At 54.6% G+C, this 25,807-nt stretch carries 22 protein-coding genes; 12 read left to right on the forward strand and 10 right to left on the reverse strand.

What is annotated here, in order from left to right; all coding sequences use genetic code 11:
* Nucleotides 1–6 precede the first annotated feature (6 nt).
* The 10 genes from Poly51_RS17285 (at nt 7) to Poly51_RS17330 (ending at nt 14,723) form a co-directional block, all read left to right on the forward strand.
* On the forward strand, nt 7–1,080 hold the full coding sequence (locus Poly51_RS17285) for an AAA family ATPase (protein WP_146459022.1): 1,074 nt from the start codon (nt 7–9) through the stop codon (nt 1,078–1,080).
* A gap of 24 nt (nt 1,081–1,104) precedes the next feature.
* Nucleotides 1,105–2,124: a DUF58 domain-containing protein gene (locus Poly51_RS17290; RefSeq protein ID WP_246114573.1), complete on the forward strand. Its 1,020-nt coding sequence runs from the start codon at nt 1,105–1,107 to the stop codon at nt 2,122–2,124.
* A complete protein-coding gene (locus Poly51_RS17295) occupies nt 2,121–4,634 on the forward strand; it encodes a BatA domain-containing protein (protein ID WP_146459023.1) in 2,514 nt (837 codons plus the stop codon). Before Poly51_RS17290 ends, Poly51_RS17295 begins: the two co-directional genes overlap by 4 nt.
* The gene (locus Poly51_RS17300) at nt 4,631–7,486 is read left to right on the forward strand and encodes a hypothetical protein (protein ID WP_146459024.1); all 2,856 of its coding nucleotides are present in this window, start codon (nt 4,631–4,633) and stop codon (nt 7,484–7,486) included. Before Poly51_RS17295 ends, Poly51_RS17300 begins: the two co-directional genes overlap by 4 nt.
* Nucleotides 7,483–11,652, forward strand: a complete 4,170-nt coding sequence (locus Poly51_RS17305; protein ID WP_146459025.1) for a hypothetical protein — start codon at nt 7,483–7,485, stop codon at nt 11,650–11,652. Before Poly51_RS17300 ends, Poly51_RS17305 begins: the two co-directional genes overlap by 4 nt.
* Nucleotides 11,653–11,853: 201 nt before the next feature.
* Nucleotides 11,854–12,774 (forward strand): TolB family protein, encoded by a 921-nt coding sequence (locus Poly51_RS17310; RefSeq protein WP_186775625.1) that lies wholly within the window; start codon nt 11,854–11,856, stop codon nt 12,772–12,774.
* 416 nt (nt 12,775–13,190) lie between these two features.
* Entirely contained in the window at nt 13,191–13,481 is a 291-nt protein-coding gene (locus Poly51_RS17315; protein ID WP_146459027.1) for a hypothetical protein, read from the forward strand.
* Between the two features lie 14 nt (nt 13,482–13,495).
* Nucleotides 13,496–13,840 carry an ISAzo13-like element transposase-related protein gene (locus Poly51_RS17320; protein ID WP_261344123.1) on the forward strand — a complete coding sequence of 115 codons (345 nt, stop codon included), beginning with the start codon at nt 13,496–13,498 and terminating at the stop codon, nt 13,838–13,840.
* The gene (locus Poly51_RS31835; RefSeq protein WP_390621793.1) at nt 13,794–13,967 is read left to right on the forward strand and encodes an ISAzo13-like element transposase-related protein; all 174 of its coding nucleotides are present in this window, start codon (nt 13,794–13,796) and stop codon (nt 13,965–13,967) included. The genes Poly51_RS17320 and Poly51_RS31835 overlap by 47 nt, the downstream gene beginning before the upstream one ends.
* A gap of 189 nt (nt 13,968–14,156) precedes the next feature.
* Nucleotides 14,157–14,723, forward strand: a complete 567-nt coding sequence (locus tag Poly51_RS17330; RefSeq protein WP_146459029.1) for a nuclear transport factor 2 family protein — start codon at nt 14,157–14,159, stop codon at nt 14,721–14,723.
* Nucleotides 14,724–15,541: 818 nt separating this feature from the next.
* Here the strand turns inward: Poly51_RS17330 and Poly51_RS17335 are convergent.
* From Poly51_RS17335 to Poly51_RS17350, 4 genes are all read right to left on the reverse strand, one after another.
* On the reverse strand, nt 15,542–16,069 hold the full coding sequence (locus tag Poly51_RS17335; protein WP_146459030.1) for a hypothetical protein: 528 nt from the start codon (nt 16,067–16,069) through the stop codon (nt 15,542–15,544).
* 97 nt (nt 16,070–16,166) lie between these two features.
* Nucleotides 16,167–16,499: a hypothetical protein gene (locus Poly51_RS17340; RefSeq protein ID WP_146459031.1), complete on the reverse strand. Its 333-nt coding sequence runs from the start codon at nt 16,497–16,499 to the stop codon at nt 16,167–16,169.
* A gap of 162 nt (nt 16,500–16,661) precedes the next feature.
* Entirely contained in the window at nt 16,662–17,090 is a 429-nt protein-coding gene (locus Poly51_RS17345; RefSeq protein ID WP_146459032.1) for a hypothetical protein, read from the reverse strand.
* A gap of 115 nt (nt 17,091–17,205) precedes the next feature.
* The gene (locus Poly51_RS17350) at nt 17,206–17,715 is read right to left on the reverse strand and encodes a GNAT family N-acetyltransferase (protein ID WP_146459033.1); all 510 of its coding nucleotides are present in this window, start codon (nt 17,713–17,715) and stop codon (nt 17,206–17,208) included.
* A 681-nt stretch (nt 17,716–18,396) separates the two neighbouring features.
* Between Poly51_RS17350 and Poly51_RS17355 the strand changes: the two genes are divergently transcribed.
* A complete protein-coding gene (locus Poly51_RS17355) occupies nt 18,397–19,473 on the forward strand; it encodes an integrase core domain-containing protein (protein ID WP_146459034.1) in 1,077 nt (358 codons plus the stop codon).
* A gap of 240 nt (nt 19,474–19,713) precedes the next feature.
* On the forward strand, nt 19,714–20,286 hold the full coding sequence (locus tag Poly51_RS17360; RefSeq protein ID WP_246114574.1) for a hypothetical protein: 573 nt from the start codon (nt 19,714–19,716) through the stop codon (nt 20,284–20,286).
* 40 nt (nt 20,287–20,326) lie between these two features.
* On the opposite strand, the gene Poly51_RS17365 is transcribed toward Poly51_RS17360, so the two are convergent.
* From Poly51_RS17365 to Poly51_RS17390, 6 genes are all read right to left on the reverse strand, one after another.
* Entirely contained in the window at nt 20,327–20,875 is a 549-nt protein-coding gene (locus Poly51_RS17365; protein WP_146459036.1) for a hypothetical protein, read from the reverse strand.
* Nucleotides 20,872–21,747 (reverse strand): hypothetical protein, encoded by an 876-nt coding sequence (locus Poly51_RS17370; protein WP_146459037.1) that lies wholly within the window; start codon nt 21,745–21,747, stop codon nt 20,872–20,874. The genes Poly51_RS17365 and Poly51_RS17370 overlap by 4 nt, the downstream gene beginning before the upstream one ends.
* Before the next feature lie 2 nt (nt 21,748–21,749).
* Nucleotides 21,750–22,595 (reverse strand): ParB/RepB/Spo0J family partition protein, encoded by an 846-nt coding sequence (locus tag Poly51_RS17375; protein WP_146459038.1) that lies wholly within the window; start codon nt 22,593–22,595, stop codon nt 21,750–21,752.
* A complete protein-coding gene (locus Poly51_RS17380) occupies nt 22,592–23,497 on the reverse strand; it encodes a ParB/RepB/Spo0J family partition protein (RefSeq protein ID WP_146459039.1) in 906 nt (301 codons plus the stop codon). The genes Poly51_RS17375 and Poly51_RS17380 overlap by 4 nt, the downstream gene beginning before the upstream one ends.
* A 15-nt stretch (nt 23,498–23,512) precedes the next feature.
* Nucleotides 23,513–25,000 (reverse strand): recombinase family protein, encoded by a 1,488-nt coding sequence (locus tag Poly51_RS17385; RefSeq protein WP_146459040.1) that lies wholly within the window; start codon nt 24,998–25,000, stop codon nt 23,513–23,515.
* Between the two features lie 229 nt (nt 25,001–25,229).
* Entirely contained in the window at nt 25,230–25,601 is a 372-nt protein-coding gene (locus tag Poly51_RS17390; protein ID WP_186775627.1) for a recombinase family protein, read from the reverse strand.
* Between the last annotated feature and the right edge of the window lie 206 nt (nt 25,602–25,807).

Genomic DNA, 25,807 nt, shown 5'->3' on the forward strand with positions numbered 1-25,807 from the left:
CTCTCAATGACGTCTCCTATCAATCACCGTCCCTCGACGCAAACTGTTCTTGACGGTGCATCATCCGATGACGCACTCGCGCGCGCAGTTGCCGATCATCGGGCGACTTATCAGCAGATTTGTGACGAGCTAGCGAAGTCAATCGTGGGCATGGAGGACGTCATCGAACAATTGATGATCGCTATCTTGTGTCGTGGGCATTGTATTTTGCAGGGCATGCCTGGTTTAGCGAAGACGTTGTTGATTAGCCAGTTGGCTCAACTGATGGAAATGTCGTTCTCGCGAATTCAGTTCACTCCTGATCTCATGCCGGCAGACATCACGGGCGGCGAAGTGTTGGAAGAAGACCGCACGACTGGTAAGCGAGCCTTTCGATTCGTGAAAGGGCCGGTGTTCAGCCACTTTCTGTTGGCCGATGAAATCAACCGTACGCCGCCAAAGAGCCAAAGTGCACTGCTTGAAGCGATGGAGGAACGGCAACTGTCGATCGCTGGTACGACTCACCGATTGCCAGATCCGTTCTTTGTGTTGGCCACCCAGAACCCCGTTGAGGTCGAAGGTACTTACCCGTTACCCGAAGCGCAACTGGATCGTTTTCTTCTGAAGATCCACGTCAACTATCCCAGTCGCGATGCGGAACTGGAGATTTGTCGGCGAGCGGCTCGTCGAGACAGTCATAAGCTTCGGCCCGTTCTCACCGCAGAGAAGTTACTCGCGATGCAAGACCTGACACGACGCGTCGTTGTGGGTGAACAAGTCTTCGCTGCTGCCGTCGATTTAGTCCGGATGACGCGTCCAGAAGAAGGCTTATTGCCCGCATCGCTCCAACCTTACATTCAGTACGGTGGCGGGCCGCGAGCAAGTTTAGCGCTCGTGAGCGCGGCGCGAGCCCGCGCGTTGCTACAAGGCCGACACCACGCGACGACCAAAGACGTGTTGAGCGTAGCGAAACCAGTTCTACGGCACCGAATCATTCCTACGTTCAACGCAGAGTCGGATGGTTTTGACGCGGACGTGTTGATTGAAAAGCTAATCAGCCACGCAACCAAAAAAGCCGTTACTCCACCACCCAAGGCTTGATCGCCTGTGCTGACGATTGACGCCATGTTTCAGAAATCAACCGAAACGATTCGACGGTGGTTCAGCCGCTCGCAGGGCCGACCGGATTCAATGGATCCGGTTTTCGGTTCGGCATTGCCCCTCTCTGAAAACCCCCTCGCGGCGCTTGGTCAATTGGAAATGATTTCGCGTCGGATGGCAGACGGACTGCTATCGGGAAAACACCGTAGCACGCATCGCGGCGGTTGCACTGATTTCACGGAACATCGTCCCTACAGCAACGGCGACGACGTGCGAATGATTGATTGGCGAATGCATGCGAAAAACGATCGCTACCACATCAAACAATACGAAGACGAAACAAATTTGAAGGCAATCTTGGCTGTGGATGCGTCAGGTTCGATGTCGTATTCAGGAAAACAACGTAACGGCGCAAACGCAGCTAGCAAGTTCGATATCGCTCGAACGGTCGCGTCCTGTTTGGCGCGGATTATGGTGCGACAACGCGATGCCGTCGGGCTTGCCATCATTGGTGAAACGATCAGCAATACTCTGCCACCACGTTGCCGGCCCGAGACGATCATCCAGTTGAACGAAGCTCTGGCGGTCGCAAAATTGCAAGGGCGATCGAATCTTGGCGCTTGCCTAACGGAAACCGCCGCCAGAAATCGCAGTCGTGGAATGTTGATCCTGTTGTCGGATTGCCTATGTTCACTGCCTGATTTGAAGAAGGGACTGCTTGCATGGGCGCAAGCTGGGCACGACGTGATCGTCGTTGAAGTTTTGGCTGCGGACGAAATCGACTTTTCTTTTCGCGGTAGCATGATCCTTGAGAATCTCGAACAACCCGGACAGAAACTCGATATTGACCCAGGTAACGTTCGACATGCGTACCTAGAACGGATGCAAAAACATCGTGCAGCACTCCGCAATACAGTCACTTCCTGTCGTGGCGAACTGATCTCCATTCGCAACGACGAATCCATCGGTGATGTGCTGAAGAGATTTCTTCAGCGTCGTGCATCCAGCGCTGGCGGCGCGTCGGCGGGGAGGGCTCGCCGATGAGTTTTCTCGCTCCGTTGTTCATGTTGGCGTTGCCGCTGTTGGCGATTCCCATTGCGGTACATCTATGGCGCAAACGTCGCCGTGACACCATCGGCTGGGGCGCGATGCAGTTTCTGTTTCAAGATGATCATCGACAACAGCGATTCTCTAATATCGATAAATGGCTCGTGCTATTGGCGCGTTGCCTGCTATTGTTGCTGTTGATTTTTGCTCTTGCGCGGCCGCTCTTGCACAGCGAGAAATACGGAACCCTCGAGACTCGCACTGATGACGTTTTGGTGCTCGATCAGTCTCTTTCAACGTCATGTCTTGACGGTAAGGGCGAACCCTACATTGATTCATTGCGGGAACAGGCGAAGCAGTGGGTCGAGTCACGGCCACGGGGTGCATCGATCCGTATCTTGACCACGGCCGGGCGTCCCCAATGGCTTGGTGAGTCCGAGGTGGGTAAGTCGACGAGGAATGATGAGCTTGGGAAATCGACCTTGGTGAAAGCACTGGAATCCGTCCGCCCAGTAGCGGCTCGCAGCGATTTGGCTGCAGCGATGCGTTTTGCAATGTCAACGGAGTTTGAATCCGATGATCCATCGAGCCGCCCCAAGCGACGTGTCTGGTTGTTGACGGACGGGCGAGCGACCGACTGGCGACTGGAGTCTGCGGAATCGGTCGCAGGCTTTTGCCAAACTCTACAGCAACATGCGAATACTGAAATCCATCTAGGGTTATCGTCCGCCATGACGGAAACCGTTGTCAACGTCTCACTTGACCCGCTCTCGTCATTGGATTGGCGCAAAGCACCTGGCGAGCGATTGCAAGTTTCAACGCGAGTGGTGAATCGATCGACGAGATCCTCACCGATGACCAGTGCCGTATGGTCGCTTGGCGGCAAAGAAGTCAGCCGCGTTGATGTGAAGTCGCTCGGTCCTGGTGAGAGTGAAACTTTGAGTTGCAGCATGGTCGTTCAAGATCCTGGCTCGCAAGTGGTCGCTTGCCAAATCAGTGCCCGAGACTCGCTGATGGCGGACAATCGAAGTGACGCCGTCGTGCAGGTACTCGATCGGATACCGGTACTCATCGTTAGCGATCGTGAACCGAATCGAACGCGTTTGGGTGCAGCTGATTTCTTATCCGCGGCACTGGGCGAACGAGACAAGCCGGGTTCGACTCGCATATCAACTCGTAGGGACAAGGAAAGCCCTGACGAAACGGAGCGTGAATATGACAGCTTGTTCAAAGTGGAGCGGTCAACTAACTCGCAGTTGGGTGACAAATCTCTTGACGCTTTCGATGCTGTTGTTTGGATGGACGCGACATCGCCGACCAAAGCAACCATACAGCGATTGACTGACTACGTTCGTGCCGGTGGCGGACTGTGGTTGGTGCTTGGGGACGAAACCGATGTGGAGACGTACAATCGCGATTGGTACGCGGGAGGCTTGGGCCTTTCTTCAGTGATGTTGAATTCGCTCGAAGTTGTACAAGTGGCTCGCGAAGATGAAGGCGTAGCGGCGAACGCAGGCATCCAATCGGATGTCATGGAATCATCTAGTTCACGCATTCATCCACCCACGCGGGATCATCCGATGGTCCAGTGGTTGTCGGAATCCTCTTTGACCGACTTGGATCAAGTTCTTATCGAGCGATTCTATTCCGTCACTCGTCCTGGTTCCGAGTCCTCAGCGCAAACCATCTTGCGTACAGGTGGCGGCGATCCGTTGACGTTGTTGTCTGGCTACGGCAAGGGGAGAGTGGTTTTGCAAACGGTCGCGATCCATCCATCCTGGACAAATTGGCCACTGACCGGATCGTTCGTCGTGATGGCCGATAGTTGGTTGCGGCATCTGTCCGCGCCGCGTCATAGCGTTGTCAACGTTGACGTTGGCACACCGCTGGAGATGCGTTTGCCGGTTGATGTTGTGAGGGACTCAGAGAAACGGACGGTGACCACCGAGGTCATCACACCCGGTGGAGAGAAATTGGACGAGTCGGTCATCACAGACCATTGGCGTTATCCGTCAACGTTTGAAGCAGGGATTTACACTGTTCAAATTCCCATCAAGGGCAGCAAGCCAGACGATCGGCAGCGACAGCATTTTGCCGTCACTCGTCCGCCTGAAGAATCTGAACTTGCGCTGCTTTCTGCCAACGTTTCCAAACAGCTCGACAACCTGCCAAACGCCTCTGTGTACGACGTATCAAAGAACTTGCGAGGCTGGATTAAAGGGACTGGAGTCGGCGAAACCGATCGCGAACACATGCCGAAGCAAAACGACATCCCGAAGCTGCCAATCTGGACTCCGTTGCTGTACGGGCTGCTGGGCTTCCTCGTGTTGGAGCTGCTACTGGCGAGCTATGCCTCGATTCGTCGCTTTGGCCGGGCTGCCTTGAAACCAGCGGGTGAGATGCCTGCGACAGGGACCGATCTGAGCTCGCGTTCGTTGGATGCACCGATCCAACCGCCCGTTTTCAAGTCGCCCGTACTCAATCCGAAGTCGAGGGCAAAATCATGATGAATTTGTTGCTCGGTCAATCGAATTCGCAATCCGTGACTCGATGGGTCTTCGACGGAGCGCTTTCACCGACGACGGCAATCGCAATCGGCGTGGCGTTGATGGTCTTGATGGGGACAATCTTGTGGGTCGAGCGTTCGGTCATCGGACGAGTCTGGACAATCGTGTTCGGATTACTAAGGCTCGTGGCGTTGCTGGCTGTCAGTTGGATGCTGCTGCAACCAAGCCAAGTTTCGGAGCAAACGATCACCCAAAAGCGAAGTATTGCGATTCTTGCTGATCGCAGCGAGAGCATGAACACGATCGACCAAACTCTGACTGCAGAGATGCTTCCGTGGGTCGAAAGCGGGGACTCAGCCATGACCGCGATCGACCAAGCAGCCATCGATCTGCGTTTTGCAGCTGCAATTGTACGGGTCAACTGGCTGGAGTCCGCGACGTTGTCCAGTGCAGCGAAATCTCCACTTCTAGAGAGATTGGACTTCGCGCTGCAGCGATGCCTGCTGCATTTGAAGGCAATCAATACAGAATCGACTTCGCTTGATCGTGCACTGGCAAACCGACTGCAAGGGATTCATGACGAGGTTCGCGGAGTGCAAGCCGATCGCAAGCAACTCGACGACGCGGCTTCGAAACCCGATGGCGATACGAGTTTGTCAACGAAGAACGGGTCGCAGCGTGTCGCAGACCGGCTCGTGGAAACGCTTGAGCAGCAAGCGGCAGATTTGGACGCCATCATTCATACCCTGCAGCGAGAGCGTCTCGCCAATCCGCCGAGCTTTACAGGTCGATCCCGCAAGGATTTCGTCGGCGATTGGCTAAAGGGTTGGGAGACAGGCATCTTGAATGATCTCGCCAAAACAACGCAAATTCGGCGGGCCGTTTTCGATTCTTCCGTGCAAACGCTTATCGGCACCGATTGGGAATCGGGTTTGACGGGGCCAGCGATTGTGGATGAGACCACGAGTGAGAATGCACGGACGGATTTGGCAGCAGCCATCGCGTGGTCTCAACCGACAGTAGCCAGCGATCGGCTTGCCGCTGTGTTTCTGGTTTCCGAAGGCGGACACAATGCGACAGGAACGTTGTCGCCCGTCGCTGCGGCTCGATCGCTTGGCGGAGTTCCCGTGGTAGCGGTCGGCATTGGCAATGCGATGAGAAGCCGCGACGCGGTACTCCATCAGCTTACGGCACCTCGTGTGGTGGCAGTTGGCGATGACATCAAGATCGAAGCGATCGTCTCTGCCTATGACTGTGTCGACGTCTCAGCGGAAGTGGTGCTGAGAGAAGGTGATAAGGAAATCGAACGCCGCTCAATCCAGATTGAGTCGGTTGTTTCGGACACTCGCTTGGAGTTTCGTGTGCCCGCTGATGAACTCCGTACGCGCGAGTTCGATTTGGCGATTCTACCGATTGAAGGTGAAGTGAGCGAAAAAAACAATGTCTCGTCGCTCTCAGTCGAAACGGTTGTCGGCAAGACCCGGCTGTTGTTAGCGGATAGCGAATCACGTTGGGAATACCGGTATCTGCAGTTGTTGTTTGCTCGCGACTCACGTGTGGAAGCCGACGAGTATCTAGTCAAACCGCACTCTCACGCAACTGGCGCGGTTTCGGCTTTAGGCGGATCGCTGCCAACGACGGTTGAAGATTGGGCGATGTACGACATCGTGATCTTGGGCGACCTTGAACTGAGTGAGGCAAGCGAGTCGTCGCTCCAAGACTATGTGTCCCAGCGAGCAGGAAAAGTCATCTTCATCGCTGGCAAAAACTCGATGCCAGAAGCGTATCTGAATCGACCTCTGTTTGACCTGCTGCCGATTCAGCCGACGCCGCATCCCAGTCCAACAATCGCGCCGTTAATTGCTCTCACTCGGGACGGGCAATTACATCCGGCGATGCAGATCGAGTCCAACGCGATTCAAAGCAAGCGGCAATGGGCGGTAACTTCATCGCGGGTGCCGCTCGGTTACGTTTCACCGTTCTCGGTCCCGCGAGACTCCTCTCGTGTGCTGGCTCGCATCGTCGATGCAAACTCGGAATTCGAACTAAGCAATGAGACACTCAATGAAGTGCCATCGAGCTTCGAACCCTTCGCAAACGCCCAAGCTTGGCTGTGTTGGCACCGTGTTGGTTCAGGACATGTCGTTTACTTATCGTCGCCGTCTGCTTACAAGCTTCGCTTCCGCAGTGGCGACACTCGGCACCATCGTTTCTGGGGGCAGATGCTTCGTTGGCTCATGGCGTCAGACGTTGCAGCGGATCAGCAACTCGTCCAGTTGAAAACGGACAAATCGAACTATGCGTTCGGTGATACGATCCAGGTTGTGGCTCAACTTCGCGGTGCTGATGGCCTGTTGGTCAGCGGTGGTGAAGTCTCGGTGCAGATTCGAGGAAGTGAAAGTGAATCAAACGCAGCATCTGGCCTGTCGCGAACCATTGACCTGCTTGAAGACGTTGGTCTTCCTGGGACGTACCGAACCGAACTTCGTGACCTAACGCCCGACCAGTACCAATTTGAGCCCGTTGGTCCCTATGTCGATCAAGTCCGTTCGGATGAATTGGTGGATCGCGTTTCACCACCCATTCGCATCACCGTCGAACAACTTGGCGACATCGAGCGAGTACTGACGACATCCAACCTTCCGTTCTTGGCTGAGATTTCGTCGGCCACGGGCGGTTACTTGCTCACGCCATCCGCCGCTGAAGAAATGATGGCACTGCTACCGCTCGATGAAGAAGTCACCACGATTCAAGAACGGACGCCGATTTGGAATCGTTGGTCAATGCTATGGCTTGTTGCTGGATGCTTGTCGACTGAATGGATCATTCGCAAAACAAAGGGTTTGATATGATTGCGACCGCCCCTCATCCCCCCTTGATTCAGCGTGTTGAAGAAACGCTCCGCGAATTGCGCCGCAACAACGTCCGGTCAGGAATCGTATACGCGGTCACGATCGCGATTGCCGTGATCTTAGTTTTGGCACTGATCGCGATTGCACTCGACTCAACGTTCGGTTGGCTCTCCCAATCGACGCGAATCGCCATCAGCACCACGGCACTCTTGATTACGATCGTTTCCTTTGCAAGCGTCACTCTTTGGGTCTTGAGACAGCGTCGCCAGTTCGTTGAACTTGCGGCCCAGGCAGATGGCGCCGCGCCGATGTTGGAAGAACGATTGCAAACGATTGTTTCTCTGAACAGTTCGGATCGCATCGTGCCCGATCGTCAAATGATGCACCGCGTATTGCTAGAAACACAATCGCTCTACGATCAAGTTGACCCTGCGGAGTTTGTCGAGCGGCACTCGTTTCGTATTCCACTTGCCACGATCGCTGTCTGCGGCGTGTTGTTGCTGGGATTGCTCGTTACGCAAACTCGATCCACTGCGGTGCTCCTGTCCCGGTTCGTTTGGCCATCGACGAAATTGACTCGAACAGTTGTCGACTCCGACTTTGCGAATGTCGTGATTGGCGTGGACGAACCATGGCAATTTGCGGCCGAAGTTTCTGGCGATCCCGTTGAATCTGCGCTGCTGGAGCAACGACTCAATGCATCGGAGATCGTTCAACGCACGCTCAGCCTTGTAGGTGCCAACGAAAACGAACTTCGATACCAAATCCCACGAGTGAAAGACTCCTTCGATTACCGCCTGACAGCGGGTGACTTCCGCAGTGATTGGATGAACGTCAAAGTTGCCAAACGTCCGAGGATTGTTCACAAAGAGGTCCGAATCATTTCACCCGCATATATCAATCGGCCCGAAAACGTTCTTACGAAAATCCCTCGTTCGATTACCGTCGTCAAAGGATCACAAGTCATTCTGGCACTGCAAGTCGAAGGTGAGGTTGAACGTGCAGAGTGGATCCTGCAACCCGAGCAGGGACTACGTTCGATGTTTCCAACAGATGACCAGTGGTATCAGTGCACGCTATCGATTGAGGACTCTGTCAGCATGACGCCGCACCTCGTTGAACCCAACGGACTTGAAAACATCGACACCTTTGAACTCAGCATCAAAGCGGTCGAGGACGTTGCACCGACGGTCCGGATCACCAAACCCTCGCCAGATGCTGCCGTCCGGCCAGACGATAAAGTGCGAATCGAATTCGAGGCACAGGACGACTTCGGTATCGAGCGAGCTGAGTTGATCGTGACCAAAACGAACCGCGAAACAGGGGAAACGACGCTGTTGCAATCGATTCCGATTTCAATGAACGACAAACGCGGGAATAAGCGATTGACGGCCGGCGCTGACTTGAATTTATCGGAACTCGGTTTGGAACATGGTGAAACGATTCAGTACCGCGTCGAGGTCTACGACAAGAAGCAACTGACCGGAGACAGCGAACAAGCTGGGGCAGTGGACCAAAATCAAACGTCGCAACCGACTTCTGAAGACGAAAACAAAACTGCAAATGCACGAACTGAATCGAGTACGAAGACAACGAAGTCGAATTCCTCTGCAGACGCTCCGATTTCAGAGAAGTCTGAGACAACGACAGAAATGAACCGCAACGCGCCCGAGTCATCGCCATCGACAACTCAGGAATCCTCCCCGGACCCTCAATCTCAATCGAACGATCCCTCAATGGCTGCATCCTCGCAAATGAAGCAAACGGATCCTCAGAAGTCCAAGCCCGCTGCGATTTCGGATGCCGGTGCAAAGCAAGAGAAAGAGTCCAACCAGAGTACTCCTTCGGAACCGGCTGAGATGACCGACGAAAGTGCTTCGAACGAGGAAACTCCAAACGATCCGAAAACGCCTCCTGCCAATTCGCCAGCCAGTTCGTCATCCAAGAATCCGCAATCGGCACCGAATTCGCAATCGCAAAGCCAGCCATCGGAACCTTCGAAATCAAAATCTAGCCAACCTCAAGACGATTCATCCAAACGCCCAACCACTCGTGGACTTGATGTCGCCAAACCGTCCAAGAGTTCAACGATGGAACTTAAGATCGACAAATTTGCGGGAAGCTTTGAGGGACAAGCTCGAAAGAAGCTAGAGATCGCGATTGATCCGGTACTGCAAAGTTTGAAACTCTGGTTGACGGAGGCCGAGTTGCGTCTGGGCGAGGCCGGTCCCAGCGGTGGGACTGACCTTGCAGGGAATACTGGCGGTGAAAGTCCGCAACAGAAATCGCTATCCATCGCGATTGATCGCATTGGCGAATCAGTCGACGCAGTGGATGCGCTGACTGCAAGAACGAATGGAACCCCCTATGCATTCGTCGGGCTACAAGTCTCCGACATTGCGCTGACGCATCTGGACCCAGCTTATAGCGATAGTGTGACAGCGAAGAAGACCACATCAGCTTCACGTTACACGTTGATCGACAGTGCTCGCGGACAAGTTCAACGTGCACTTACGCGGTTGGATGAATTGCAAAAACGATACGAACGCGAGAAACGAGCGCAATTGATGGAGGAGAAACTGCAGGAATTCCAAAAAGTCTACCGCGTCTACATCGAAGACACTTTGGCAAAGTTGCAGGCTCAACGTGATCGCATCAACGATTTGAAACGCAAGGGTGTGGAGTTCGAGCTCGATGACGAGTATCTAGCGAGGCTTCAAGAAATCCTCGAGGCCCGCCGCGATCTCGAAGCTGAACTGGCTCGAATACTCTCAGAAGATCCGCGACTGCTCAAACGCTTCAGCGAGTCGTCTCGCAACCAAGCAGATACGCTTCGAGACCAGTTCTCATTGCTTGCCCGCCGCCAGGCTCAACTGACGAAAATCGCTGAACAATTAACGATTCCCGACGATAAGATCAGAGAAACCGGTTCGGTTCCTGGCGCGAATCGCGTGGCGCTGCGAACGCTCGAAGTGGCCTACCGTTTGACAGGTGACTTGGCCGATTCATTGGATCGTTTCGATACTTGGATGCCACTCAACCAAACCACGCCAACGGTGGAGGGCACTCAGGCGTTCGATGCATTCCGACAAGCATCCGCCGTGGCGCAACAGCTCCGTGTGGAAGTCCTCAAACAGGCCCAACAGAGCGATAAAGACGCTGTTGAATATGACGAAGTCAAAGCATTGGCTGATGAACTCGTCAAGAAACTTGACGGACTACGACAGCGACTGACGACGTTGGGAAGCAGCTCGACGCAGGCTGACCTTATTGCGAACGCCACAAACCGGTTGTTTGAAGTCACTCAGGTTCGTGCTCGGATCCTGGGATGGCGATTCCAAATCGATGCGATTGCCAAGGACAGGCACGGCGAAGCTTTGGCCGTCGATCAACACCAGCTGATGGTCGACCTTCACGAGTATGCGGACAAGATGTCGACTCTGCCTCGTCAGATCGCGGCGCTGATGCCAGAAGCAGACGGGACTGTGCCTGAAGATATTGCCAAGTTGGCGGGTGCACTGCTCGCGAAGATTGACACGGGAATCGAGCCCACCCAACTAGCCGGCGTGATGTCGCTTCGCAAAGAAGATCTACCAAAGGCAACGCTCAGGTTGAAGTCAGCTGATGATCAATTTGAGGAAGCTGAGTTGATCTTTGACGAGTTGATGGTCGCAGTCGTCAAGATCCTAGACGAGCTTCCCGTTGAAGATCCGATCGCGAGTTTGCTGCGTGATCCGACGCTCGAAGAGATTCTTGCAGATCTTGAGCGGGAACTTCCGCTCAATGAAATACTCGGGATCCCTAACCGCCCCAGCAACCTGCGAATCATCAGTGATTGGCGCAGTCAACAGTCCGGCAACGGATCCAGCGGACAAGGTAGCGGCGACGGTTCCAGCATTGCTCAAATGATTCAAAAGATGATGGAAGCAGAGCAGAAGAAGCGCGAACAAGGACTGCGGTCATTTTCGGAAAAGATACAAATGCGAACTGGATCCAGAAGCCGGGATGACATGGACGGCGGCAAGTTAGAGCAAGCCGACGAGCGCTGGATCAAAGTTATCTCTCGACTCGGTGATGGCCTGCTGCAAGAGCAAGGCGACAACATCCCCGGCCGCTACCGCGCCGCCATCCGACAGTACTTCGAAACGATTAGTTCAGGCCGTTAGACGGCAGTGGACCGACGGTCTGGTGAGCGCTGCTAGGGCGGTAATTGACTGTCCTAAGTCAAGTTCGTGAGTTGTCATTTTCCGAATGTTCCAAGCTACATCACCTAAGGAAACCCCATGTTACGCGTGTTGACTCTTGTTCGGTCGGCCATTCTCGCCACTGCTCTCTCAACAACTGGTTTTGCTGAGGAACGTTTGGACGTGGATCCTTCGAAACCGAATCGTCTGCTTCTTCATGTTTGCGAGCGAAATGGGACACCCATCCGACCACTCGTTCAAGATGTCACGCTAAGGCATAAGTTCGATCGCCAGGGCACTCCTGATGTCTCTGCCGATGGAAGCCATGTTGTCTTCGATGCATGGCCTGCCGACCTGGGGTTTGCCTGGCAAGAATCACGAGTCATCATGGTGAACTTCGATGGCACAGAGGCAAAAGACGTATGCGATGGCGTGATGCCCTCATTCTCGCCTGACGGAAAACAGATCGTTGTAAGTCGTGCAGCGGTGTTTGGAGAGCCGGACGGCGCCAAGGGAATGTCGATCTGGACGTTGAGCGTAGATGGCAGTGCGAAAAAGATGATCGCGGATAGGGGGGCTTGGGGCGGTCGCTGGTCACCGGACGGAAAGTCGATTGTCTTTCGTGGGGGCCGCGATGAAGACGGAAATGCAGTGCCACAGAACATCTTGCGCGTCTACGATCTCAAGAGTGGTGAAACAAGAAATGCGTTTTCAGAGGATGAATCTCCGTTCAATGAAATGAGCTTCCATTTCGAGTGGAGCAAGCACGGTCGACAAGTTGCTTGCACAGGAACGCTGAAAGAAAATGGTCAGCCGGGGCTCGTTGTCATTGACATTGATAAGGGAACCAAGTCGATCAAAATCATCAAGGCGGAAGACGAAAATGTCCGATTCATCTCCGGCTCGTCGATAGATTGGCACCCCGATGACAATCAGATTCTTGTGATGTCGTTTGTGAATGGCACGGTCGAGCCACGTAGTGTCGCGATCGATCGCGGTACACTACCAGTTCAAATTACCTACAAGCAGGAAAACGTCATGATTGTCGACGCCTGCTTCTCATCCGATGGAGAAAGTCTCATCGCGGCCGTGAGGGCTCGGTGAGTTCGCATTCGTTTCGAAAATCATCTCCCTTCAGCCGAAACACCGGCTGGTTTTGCTCATGGACACAAACCGGCGGGGCGGCGAGCCAGTATCCGGCGACCAGACGACATGACCTTTTTGTGAGAACGAAGCTGGTCGCGCAACAGACAGTGCCTGCAGAAGCAGATCGGTGCTAGGATGAGAAACGATGACGAAAGAAACGGAATGCATTCAGGACGTCATCAGCTTGCTCGCTCGGCTATGCGTGTGGAAACTTCGATGGCCCAAACGGCTCCGCATCGCACGGACCACCTCCGCACTACCCGCGAGGATGCATAACAACTAAGGACCGAGCGGAAAATTAGTGTCGGAGAAACGGGGTCCAAGTTGTAGAATGCGTCGATAGGTTCAATCCCCGATTCTACACGAGGCCAAGGATGGCAATGCAACTGATGGAAACTCCGGCAATTGAACGGTCCTTGCGAGAGTTTGCCGCAACACTGACAGAGAAGGATCGCCGAAGATTTGCTGCGGTCGAAGCAAAACAGCGAGGGCACGGCGGGATTCGCTACATCGCTAGAGTGATCGGATGCAGCGAGAAAACGATTGAACGTGGATTAGCAGAACTCGACAGCTTGACCGATGATCCAGCGGCCGGCCGCATTCGTCAGCCTGGTGCTGGTCGAAAAAAAAGATTGAATCGGAATCCGCCGAAGAAGAAAACTTGATCGCTTGCTTGGACGTGAGAACTGCGGGTGACCCTGACAAGGAAGATGTCTTTTACACTCACATGACACCCCGAGTACTCTCGTCTCGACTTACCCAGATGGGAACGCCGACAGGCCGTGACTCGATCGCAACTTGGCTCGATGATGCGGGCATTCGCCATCGGCAAATTGCGAAGGTAGTCGCCGGAGGCGAACACGCAGATCGTGACGCTCAGTTCGTTCGTATCGGAGAACTCATCGAGCAATACGAAACGGCTGGGAATCCTTGGTTTTCAATGGATACCAAAGCGAAGGAGCATTTGGGGACGATGTATCGCAAAGGGGCGGGTTCGTTGCAGCTCACCCTTCGAGGCGTTTGACCACGACTTTCCATCGTGGGCCGAAGGTGTCGTGATTCCTCATGGAATTTACGACCGCCGTGCAAATCTGGGGCACATCAATCTCGGGCTCTCGCATGACACGAGCAAGTTTGCCTGTGACAGTTGAAAACCAAGTCATTCAAGCTGCCACTCGACAAGCCAATCAAGACCGGACCTTTTTTATTCAAAACCAGACAAGTTGGGTCGTAAAACGTAGGTTCAAACCGACAACAAGCGTTCCAAATTCAATCATGAGCTGATAACGTGACTCGTATGGAAAGATCGCTGCCTACAAGCGATCACGATCACTCATCACATGGCCAGAACGGTCGAAGACACGGTAAAAGACATGGGACAGGCTTTAGAAAACGTACGTAAGCTTTACTTAGAAGGCATCGCGGGAGGAGACGCGAGAGTGGCCGTCAACAAGTACACGGGCCATCGGTACACACAGCACTCTACCGGCGTTGAAGACGGAGCCGAAGGATTTCTCAAATTCTTTGAGCCCTTCCTTGAGCGTAACCCCAAACGCGAAATTGAGATCGTCCGCATCTTCGAAGATGGGCCCTGGGTTTTCTGCAGTGCCTATCAATCGCTGAACGACGGAGCCGCGCGCTGGGTAACGATGGACATGTTCTTTACCGACGCCAAAGGGTTAATCCTTGAGCATTGGGACACAATCGCGCCCTATGTGGCTGAAACCAAGTCCGGTGAGGATATGGTCGGCGGTCCATCCGACGTGAATATGAGTGTCGACACCGCCGCCAGCAAATCGCTGGTGCTCGAGTACACCAAACAAGTCTTGCAGGAAGCCGAACATCACAAGATTGACCGGTTCATTTCCGAAGATCTTGTTCAGCACGCGGGCGCAATCGGGCGTTGACCGGGTCGGCAAGTAAACGGGCATTATCGTCCGACGGTGCTTGTTGACGGTGAACGAAGGATCGAAAACGCTGTCGTTGGATCAGCAAACGAAGACAGCGAACACGTTCAAGAATTGCGAGCGGCTTGGAGGGAGGAAAGCGCAAGCGGAGGATCAATACGTTTGAATCGCAGATTCGCTAACGCAAATGCCGAACGACAACTTTCCAATCGGGCGTTGCAGCAATCGTTTGTGCAAGCAAATAAGCGGAACATCTGCGGAGTCAGTCCGATAACGTCCGGATTCACCGGGTCGGGAGAGTGAAGTCAACCATTTGGAAACGGCCGCAAGCCCGACTCCGGTGCAATCCATGGTTATCCCCGAGTATGTGTTGCGATGCGGACCGCCAGCGAGCATGGGCCGCGCTAGCGGAAAGCAACGACGGAACGTCGCCAGCATGAACCCCGCGAGGGGAAAACAACGGCGGGACGCCGCCATCTGGACTTCGTCAAGATGGGTGACGCTCGACCGAGTGTGATCGTATCAAAGTGCGGCCGGTCAGGCAAGTTTCGGAAATCCAAGTTCGGAGCGAATCGAGCGTAGCATTCAATGAGCATTGAGGGAGCGCACAGATCATCGAGCATTGAGTCGAGCGCACCAATCATCGAGTGCAGGGGAAGTGCACCAATTTCGGGCATGAGATCACGCGCACCAATGACCGAGCATGAAGAACGCGCAACTTCACGCGCCCAGTCGGATAACGGTGGGCATCACCGGGTGGCGGCGAAAATCGTGATTTCGAGAAAACCGCACCACCGCCACTCCGGTGCATGCCTTGGTTATCCGCCGTCATAATCCTCGGTGTAAGTAGCAGAACCGCCAAGCGGCCCCCACACTCCATACGACCGGTTTGAAAGCGTTGCATCGGGGTGAAGAGCCTTGAATCGATCTTCAGCGCCAGCTGCAAGCGACATTCCGTTTAGGTTGACAGATTCGATCATAGGTAACGATCCAAGAGCGTCAAGACAGTTGGTGTCAAACGCATCTGGCAGCAGGTGAACGCCGGTGATCCGCGTAAATAGATAGCGACGCAGTGGTTCCGGAAGAAGAATTAACGAACGAGGAGTTGCTTGGCCCCGGTATGCAACGCCGCCACAGCCAGTTGGCATGGCAACGCCACCGGAATGATGCGGGGGTGGTGTGGGATCGCAGATGTAAATCCAGGTTTGGTTGTCGTCAGCAAGTTTCCGTAGAATTGCTTCGTCATATCGCAAGCGAGAATGAGCATGATGTGCGAAACCGAATGCGACGGCCAGAGCGGTAATCGCGGCAAGCAACGTCTTCAGTTTGAAGCGGAGGAATTGCATACAATGCTGGTCGGATAACGGCCGCGGTAACGGGGCCGCCGCCAAAAAACTATGATTTCAAAACCCGCGTCATCGGCGGCTCCCGTTCACCGCTTTGTTATCCGATAATGCGGGGATCTACTTCATCACGACGCGCTGTTGATTTCGGGACGGCAAGGATCAGAACACCCAAGATCGCCGCAACGATTCCGCCCCCAGCAATTGTGTAAATGCGATTGAAAGTCTTTCTCGCGAGTTCCGCAGGTTTCGCTGCCGCATTTCCGGGGGCAAAGAATTCTGGGCCGACGATCTTCGTTAGTGGCATTGAATCGGCGGACGGAGGCGTCTCGGATGTCGCTGCGGCGTGAAGTTCGAAATACGCCATCCCGGCGAATATTAACATCGCCAAGCCGAGCAACACCACGCAGAAGCCCAGGCCTTTTACTATCATTTCGGTGTCCTATTCGATGAGATGCGAACGGATGTAAGTAAATCTCCAACGTCAGCATGCTTCAGTCGGATAACGACACGCATCAGCGGGCCGGCGCGAGACGCTTTGATTTCAAAACCGACCCGACCGCTGGCTCCGTTGCATGCGATTGTTCGCCGAGTTTCACTCCCAGTGTAAATTTCCAGATTTCACGACGCGACACTCTGTAAGGTCAAAGGACGTCGCGCCCGGTGTTCCGTCCCTATTCACCTTGATCGTAATTGGTGAGGCAGAGACTGGAACGGTGCACTCGTAGGTCGTGTATCCGCCTTCGATCTCCGGAGTGTATAAGAATGTCAAATGACTGTCCTTAACTTCGATCGTCTCGAGCGTGACCGATCCCTGGCCGATACCAAAACTTTGTCTTTGGCGGGGTGGAATCCGGGTATCCAGGGAAACAACCCCGCCTGCTTCGTCAAAGTTGATAGCGCTGACCGATTGCGATGGCTCGGCATCCGCGATGATCGTCGAAGAAACATCCGTGGGCGTACTGGCAGATTGTCCGCAACCGTATGCGAAGACAAGTGACAGTAACAAAGTGGTACGGAACACGGTGAATCCTCTGTTTGTCGGCGAACGATTGGGATCACGTGGTCGCCGCGAGCGATCAACCACTTCAAAGACCTCAGCTCGGCGACTCACGTGCATCCCTTGGTTCCCCGTCCCATTATCGTTGACAGGCGTAGACGGAATCGCTGTGATCATAGCCGTCGAGTAACACATCACCATCATATTGCATCCCCAGTTTCTCTGCGACACGAATCGAGCGCAAATTGTCCGGCTCAATAATCGCAATCAGGCGATCCAACTCATAGTGCGAAAAGGCCAGATCACGGACCGCCACCGCGACTTCCGTAGCATAGCCCTTGTCCCAGTATGTGCGGGCCAGCCGGTATCCAACTTCAATTTCTGGGCGACCACTGATATTCGGGAACCAAGTTAGCCCGCAGTAACCAATCGCCAGCGCGTCGATCGTCTGTGTGACAATCCAGAGCCCATATCCGAGCTCGTTGTAGTTGTAGTTCATACGAGTGATCCACGATTGAATCCAATCATCCGTTTGCGGCCCGTCTCCATGTCGCATTACCTCCGGGTCGCAGAATACCGCTCGCATTGCAATTGCGTCATCGGGCGAAGCGTGTCGAAGCGTTAATCGCTCTGTTTCGGCAACGATCATTGCTTCAGTCGGGGAACGTCCGTGATCACCGAGCCGGAACGATAGACCTGCAAGCAGAAAAAAGCACGCGCAAGTCCGGCTTCGCGTGCATCACATTGTTATCGGGCCAGATTTGCCTCACCACTCGACATTGGATCTTCATTCCGAATGACCAAGCTGTGATGGCGCACTCCGTTCCCGTGGGTGATTATTATCAATCATGGGAATGACCAAAGCAAGTCAGCGATAAACGGGTATGATCCGAGCCTCCCCGTACAGGACGCTCTCGGCAAGTCGTCTCTGCCTGCGCATTGATTTGACCTGCTTTTCTGCATGACTTCGTGGTTTCGTATCCCGTCAGGTTGCCACTTCGGGCATTGGGACAATCAGGCATGATTTGCGAAAGGGGTTAACAGCAACCTGTTAACCGGCGGTCTGTTACTGCTACCGCAAAATTTATCGGCGTGTGCGGTTAACAGACACGCGAGTTTGAAGAGGCCGATACCGAGTCTCGTAGTCGTTGGCTTTGCCGATTGAATCAATCGATCGGCGGCGAGAGATTCGATATCGCCGCTGAGTCTTGCTACGCAGTCGGTTGGCGATTGCGAGGAACGGATCGGCCGATAGGCTCATCGTTTCAGCGGGGTACAAATACTCTGCCACTCCGATTATTACAGGATTTGCAAGGATTTTCAGCTCTCGATGGTCAACATTGTCCACCCGCTTTTGACACTGCTGGCGTCGTTGACACGGCAGGAACTTGCTCAGCAAATTCGCTACCTGAAAGCAGAGAATGAAATCCTTCGCTCCAAGTTACCCAGCCGAGTCACGTTGGACAATCGTGAAAGGAACACGCTCCTCAAACACGGCAGGAAACTGGGCGGGAAGATCAAGGATGTAATGACCATCGTGTCGTATTCGACGTTTCGCCGTTGGGTTCGCAAAATGGAGAGCAACACGCCAACCCCTGAGAAGCGATCAGCCAAACGCGGTACCGGCCGGCCGAAGGTTGAGGAGGACGTGCGAGACACGATCATCCGGATCCGAAAAGAAACCGGGTTCGGCTACACGAAGATTCTGCAAGAGTTGCGCCGAATGGGCGTTCACGTTTCTCGGCAAACAGTGAAGAACGTGATCGTCGCCGCGGGATTTGAACCTGCGCCCGGCGATCATCCAGATACTTGGCACAAGTTCCTGAAACGCCACGCCGAAACACTCTGGCAATGCGACTTTGCGTGCAAGAAGAAATGGACAATGAAAGGTTTGGTCGATGTCTACTTCATCGTCTTCATCCATATCGGATCGCGGCAGATTTGGATTTCGCCATGCACCGAGAATCCAAATGCCGACTGGACGACGCAGCAAGGCCGCAACTTCCAGATGCACATCGACGATCACAAGCTCAGATGCGAAACGCTCATGCGGGATCGCGACCGCAAATACACCGCTGAGTTTGACAACGTGTTCAAGTCGAGCGAATGCAAAATCAAACTCACCCCAATCCGTTCACCGAACCTACAGGCTCACGTCGAGCGTGTGATCCAAACAATCAAACACGAGGTGCTCAACGCGTTCTGCATTGTGACGAACGAGCATCTCGACGGAATCCTTCGTACCACGCAAGACTGGTACAACAAACGACGGGGCCATTCTGGGCGAGACCATCTGCCACCCATTCGTGACGAATCTGTGACGTTGCCGATCAAATTCTCGAAACAGAACGTCACGTGCGAGTCGGAACTCGGTGGGCATTTGCTGTCGTACCGACAAGTTGCCTGACACATCGTGCTCATCTGAGTGAGTCGTTTGGGATTCTGTCGTTTTGTAAAAAAGGGGCGCTGTTGGTGAGCCGAGGCAGGCTCTCGGAGAAGTATGGAAGTCACCAAGCTTGCGTCGCAAATACCGATCTTCCCGCTATTCATCGCGGTGAGCTTGGTCGTGGGTTGGTTCATTCCGGGTTTCTACACTTGGACGGACTCCGATCAGAGTCGTCCGTCGCCACTTCTCTGGAAGGTGCCGATGTGGTCAGCGATTGCCTCGGCAGCGTTTTGCTTAGTCCTGCCATGGCTACCCATCACGACCAAATCGTCGATCGACACCTCGCGGCCGAAAATGCGTTTCTCACTCCGCTTGTTGCTGGCGATCACGACTGCCATCGCTGTCGCGACGGCGCTACTCACCAAGTTTCCGCTCTTCACTAGCGGGGTCATCTGTGCTGGCGCGTATGCCTATTTCATTGCCTCCTGCGTGCGTAACCCGCAGCATCGAATGGCATCCGCGGCACTGCTTGCCTGCATGATCCTGCCTTACGCATGGGTCGTCAGTTACAAGGAGCTTGATCGGATCCTGCCAGCTTTCGCCCTCATGATTTCAGGGATGCCGGCCTTTGTTCCGGCTGCATTGATCGGTCAGCTATTCGGCCAAAATATGCGAGATACGACCTGGCTCACGTTTCTCTTGACTGCAATGGAACTCACGATTGGAGTCTTGATGATACGACTTGGTCCAAAGCGAACGATCGCGTACCTGCTGCTCGTCATGCAGATATCGGTTCTTGGATCACTCGCCTTCCACATGCTTTGCCTTGCTTGAAAGGGCGTTTCGGCGACACGGGCACTGAGTTCGCCATCTCTCATTTGTCTGTCGGCGGAAAAGCCGCTTCGATAGCTTTGACCCAGCTGCGGAACTCGCGACGGATCGCTAGGGCGTGGGCTCGATTTTCTAGGCAGACTTCGCTGTAGATGAGAGTTTGTCCGGCGACTTGGCGTTCGCGTAGCCAAAGGATCATGGCCTCTCGGTCGAAGTGGTCGGGGCGACGACGGAAGACGTTGGCTAAGTTGACGCCGGCGGCCGTCAGGGCGGCTCGCCACGATCCGTGGTAGCGAAGGGCGGCATCGTAAAGGCCGCGATCGCGGCTGCGGTTCACCATGGCCCCGAGGTCGTAGCCTGTCGTACACAAACGGCGGAGTTGTTGTTCGACGCGGGCTTGCGTCAGGTCGCGACTGTGGGCGACGTGTCGCGTGTTGACGCCCGCGTATTGCAATGCCGTTTCCCACGAGCCAAAGTCTTCGATTGCGGCGGCTAAGAGAAGTTCGTCGTCGCGGCGGAGATCGTTTTCGCGAAGGCTCTCGCCGGCAAGGTCGCGTTCAACAATTTTGCGAATGATGGCTTCTCGGATCATGACGCCACCCTCCGCCGTGTTTGCTTCGTTGTTAGTCCAGCAACTTGCAGGGCTTTGGCAAGCGTTCCAAATCGTTTTTCAGCGGCATAGGCCAAGTTACTGTCGTGCCTGCGAATCTTTTCACCGGGGTGTTTCGCAATCAGCATTCGCAGTCGCTCAATGACTTTCTCCTCGTTCCATCGCTGGCGCGCGGTTTCGTTGATCCCGGCCGCCTGGAGAGCTTTTTCCCAGTTGCCGAAATGCTTGATTCCGGCACGGAATAGAGTCTTGTCCTCGCCGCACGTTTTGTACAACCGATAGCCAGAAGCGCGTCGCTCAAGGATCGCTTCGACGACGGACTGCTTGGTCCAACGTCTGGGCAGCTCGCTTCCCAGGCCGAGTGATTCGACGGCCTTGCGCCAACCGCCGAAATGCTTGATTGCCGATCGGCGTAGATTCGCATCGCGATGGGAGCCGAACTTCAGCGGTAGCTCTCGTTCGTAAAGGTCGATGATCGCTAGACGCACTTCATCAGGCGAATAGAACTCGCGTGTCGGCTTAGGGAATCCCGCCGCGGCGCGTGCAGCGGTCCAGGTTCCGAAATGTCTTTTAGCGGCTTCGTACAGCCCGCGATCATCGAGGTGGGTTCGCCACAGGCTTTTCCTGTTTCGATGACGCTCACGAATCGCCTCGATGACCGTTTCCTGCGACCAACCTTGGTTCAGCGGTGGGCGTCGCCCGCACGGCAAGCCCGCAACTTCCAACGCTGCTCGCAAGCTGCCAAAGCATCGCCTTGCAGCATCATCGAGCTTTCGGTTTGCTCTCGGTCCATTGCGGCGAGTTCGCTTGAGTTCCTCGATCACTTTTTCGGGGGTCCAATGTTTCTTCGGCATGTTCATCCCTCCGTGCTTTCGAGGATCTCCTCGAAGACTCGAGCTAGATCCGCATGATTGGTTTGTAGATACGCTTTCACCTCGGGGTTGTTGAGCAGCGTGCGGACGTAGATGACCAACTTCAACAGATTCGTCGTGTATTGCCGATACAGACCGGAATAGAAATCCTGTTGCTGTTCGGCATCCTGCAACTTCTTCAACAGTTGGCTTTTCTTCTCGTCGGATTGCGACCACGGGGTCTTGGTACCGTTGGCTTTTGTCCGTTTATTCGCCGACGTCTTCAATACCAGTCCGCGAGCGAACGTTGTCGAGTAGTCGTTACACGATTCCATCAACTTCAAGATCTCATGCTGGCGATCTTCCTTGACGTTCGTCAGCTCCTTCGCTGTTTGCAAATTGATCTTGTTGGTATTGAATGCTTTGACAACGGCCGGATGAAGCTTGGCGAGCAAGCCATTGTTGAGTCGGTGCCCAATGCCCTGCATTCCGAGAGCATTTGCGATCGTCTTCTCGTCGAGTTCTTCAAGCGATTTGCGAAGCATTCGCATCTCTTGCGAAGCACTCAGTTGATTGACCATCCGGTTACCAGTGAAACCGTCGCGGACGTTGTGGATCAGACAAGGCACCGTTTCGACGCCGTGGTCCAGCAGGATCCGATACCGAAGAGCTCCGTCCAAAATCTCGTAGCCGTCATCGAGCGGGAACACGATCAGTGGTTCAATTAACCCGACCGCTCGCAAGCTCGCTTCGATCCGTTGCCGATACTTCTTGGCGACCTTGCGTTCGCTCCTCGGTACTAGCTTGACGATCGAAATGTCGACGCCTTTGGGTTTGCCGTTGGCACTCATGACGACACCTCCGAGCTCATGGTTGGATCGAATTTGAAATCGCCCGCCAGTTCTGGACGCTTGTCGAGTTGTTGCCGCCGCAGCAATGACACCAGGTCCGTGTCTTGAAACAGCGTATTGACGCCGGCGAGCAGCGTCATGAAGCGGCTCTCTTTCGATTTTGCCTCACGCACATAGCCGGTTTTGACTCGGGTTGTTTCGGCAATGTCATGCCGCAGTTGCCCGACCGTGTAATCGCGGCTGGCAGGTGACTTCTTCGATTGCTTGGCCCGCGCCGAGATGATCCGCCGAGCCTGACCAAAGTTGTTGGTCGTCACCAGCCCATCGGCGAACGCGTCCATCAACACCGCTTGGATTTGCGAATCGTCGGTGGAGGCGACCTGGATCGCAAACTTGATCGGAAAGATGCCGGATTCGACCCCTTGGATCAAGCGTTCTTCACCCTGTTCGACCAGTCGGATGTATTCCCGAATGTACTTCTCGGTTTTACAGGCGACTTTGGCGATTCGTGAATACTCCCAGCCTTCGTCGTGCAATCGCTTCAATTCACGGGCAAAGTCCATGCTGCCGGGTTTGGTGCGAGCGATGTTCTCAATCAGCGATTGAAGGAGCGCTTCTTTGCGAGTGCAGCTCACGACCTCGGCCGGCACGTGCGTCTTATTGAGCTGTTTGTGGGCCAACAGACGGCCTTCGCCGCAGATCAGTTCGTACTTTCCGGTCGACTCAAGAAACTTGTCGTTGACGCGGATCGGTTTCATCAAGCCGACGCCCCCGATACTCTCGACATTCATGTCAAATTGCTCTTGGTCGCGGTTGCGTGAGTTGATCACCTTCACCTTGTCGATGGGGACGTCTTCGTACCGCCGATCGGCGATGGGGCAAATGTTATTGAGTGGTTCCATGGTTGGTTGTCTCCGTTAGAGAAGTTGTTGAAGGAATTGAAGATCCGTCCGGCCGAACAGTTCGGTGCGGATGGAAGAGCTGGTGTAGCGCATCGGTTTGGAGTCCGAGCCGAACCGCGGCAGCGCAATGAACCCGAGGATGTTGAAGTCGGCCGGTTCGGAAAGAAGGACGCCAAGCGTCATGTCGATGACAGGGCGCGGGTCACGGCGGATGGGCCAGTACGTCTCGTAACCGTGTGGCATTGGCACAGCCGGTTGAATCGAAACGGTCAGCTTCTGGTCGAGTACCAAGAAGTCGGAATAGGCCTGCGTCTCGGGGACATGTCCAAGAATCTGTTCGTGAACCGCCGAACGTGCCTTGTCGCGTTCGCCATCAAACAGTTTTTGAAACGCTTGATCGAGGGATCCAAACTCGCGAGTGTACGCACAGGTCGAGGGAAGGTTCTCATCCAACCGGATCAATCCTGGTCGCACCATCCCGCGAGACCGATACAAGGCATCGAGCATCCGTAGCATGTAGTCCGGATCGTAACGCTGCCTGCGTTTCTCAAAGATCTCTTGGGCTCGGATGAACAGATCGAACTCAATGACTCCGGTGAACGCATCAGTCGTCCGAACCCATTCTTCGATCGGGTTGGGCACGCTCGGCGTTTTAAGCTTGCCAGACGTCCGGTTGTAAACCATCGTCCCGGCGTACTTCTCATTGCGTAGCCGCGCGAGCACGCTGCCTGCGCCCCAGCGTCCGTTGCTTGGCGAGGGAATTCCGTCGTCGTTGAGTCCCTCGGCGATCTTGAACTCCGACCAGCCACGTACAACGAACTCGTCAAAGATCCTCTGAATCACGGCAACCTGTTCCGGCGGCCCTTCGGTCAGCGTTACTCGCTGGTTTTGGATACCCTTGTGTTGGCCGGCTTCCAATACATGCAGCGGTTCACGTTTCTCGTCGAGCAACAACCGCGACAAGCCATAAGGTGGCTTGCCGCCGGCGAGATACCCTTGCTCGGCGATTTTCACGCATCCCCGCCAAACCTTGTCGCTCAATTCGCGACTGTATTGGGCGGCCCGAAACCGCTCGAACTGGACGTAGACCGGATAAAGCGGATCATTCTCTTTCGGCTTGCCGATCGTCGTGTAGATGACCTGCTTCTTGTTCTTCTTGCAGATCGCCGAGAACTGGGCCGACAAGTCGATGTCTTGAAACCGGCCCCACCGCGATACGTCCAAACACAGAACGTATTCAAAGTCGGTACGTTTGGCGATCCATTCCTCCATCATCTCTGTGAACGCCGGCCGTCCTTCGGAGTTCAGCCCCGATCGTCCGGCGTCGCAGAACTCGCGGATGATTTCGACGCCGTGTTCCCGTGCCCACGCACGAACCTGATCCTGTTGAATCGGGATCGAGTTCTCTTGTCGGTCTTGCGCCGAATGCCGGTAGTACGCCACCGCTCGAACGAGCGTCGGCGAATCCGGATCGGGCACACCGATCTCCCACCAATTATTCACTTGTAAACCTCTCGCAAAAAATCATCGTCGTCGCCTCGAACCCAACGTTCGCGGCATCGACAACACAGTTACGAGAGCACCCAAGCAGGCCTCAAGCGGCTAAGTCACACCTGTCGCCCAGATTTCCGAGACTTTGTCACACGATGTTCTTTCGGTGCCCCAATCTCGCCGCGGAATTCTCACCGACAGCCAGACCATCGGCGAGAACCACGGCAAACATCGCGAGGATTTACGCGACACCAGCGACAACAATCCGCTTGCCGTTTTCTTCGCAAACAACTGCAAGAGAGTCACCACTATCGTCGCAAGCTCGCCCAAGTCGGCTCAAATCAAAACAGAGGACGACATCAAAATCATCGCGCCGACTGATCCAATCCTCGACCATTTCCGTCAGCGCAGGCCGATCATCTGCCGAAACCTTCGCCGGCCCCACATCGCAAAACTCGCGAATGATCTCCACGTCGTTCGCAGCCGCCCATCGGCGAACGCGATCGTGCTGCATTATCAACGCCCGCCGATCTCCGTCATCCGCCGAACAGCGATAGTAAGCCACCGCTCGCGCGCCAATCGGCACCAAGCCAACATTCAATTTATCAACCACAAGAATCTCTCCCTCGCAAAGTCATCATCACGCCGCGAGCCCAACGCCCGCGGACACAACAAGACAGTTACGAGAGAACCCAAGCAGGCCTCAAGCGGCCAAATGATACCAGTGGCGAAAGATTCGGAGACTCTGTCACACCAGATCTGTCTGTCGCGAAAACTATTCTGAGACGCCTCGCGAAGTGTGTTCGATGCTCCCCCAGT

It is taken from the genome of Rubripirellula tenax (assembly GCF_007860125.1).
Lineage (GTDB): Bacteria > Planctomycetota > Planctomycetia > Pirellulales > Pirellulaceae > Rubripirellula > Rubripirellula tenax.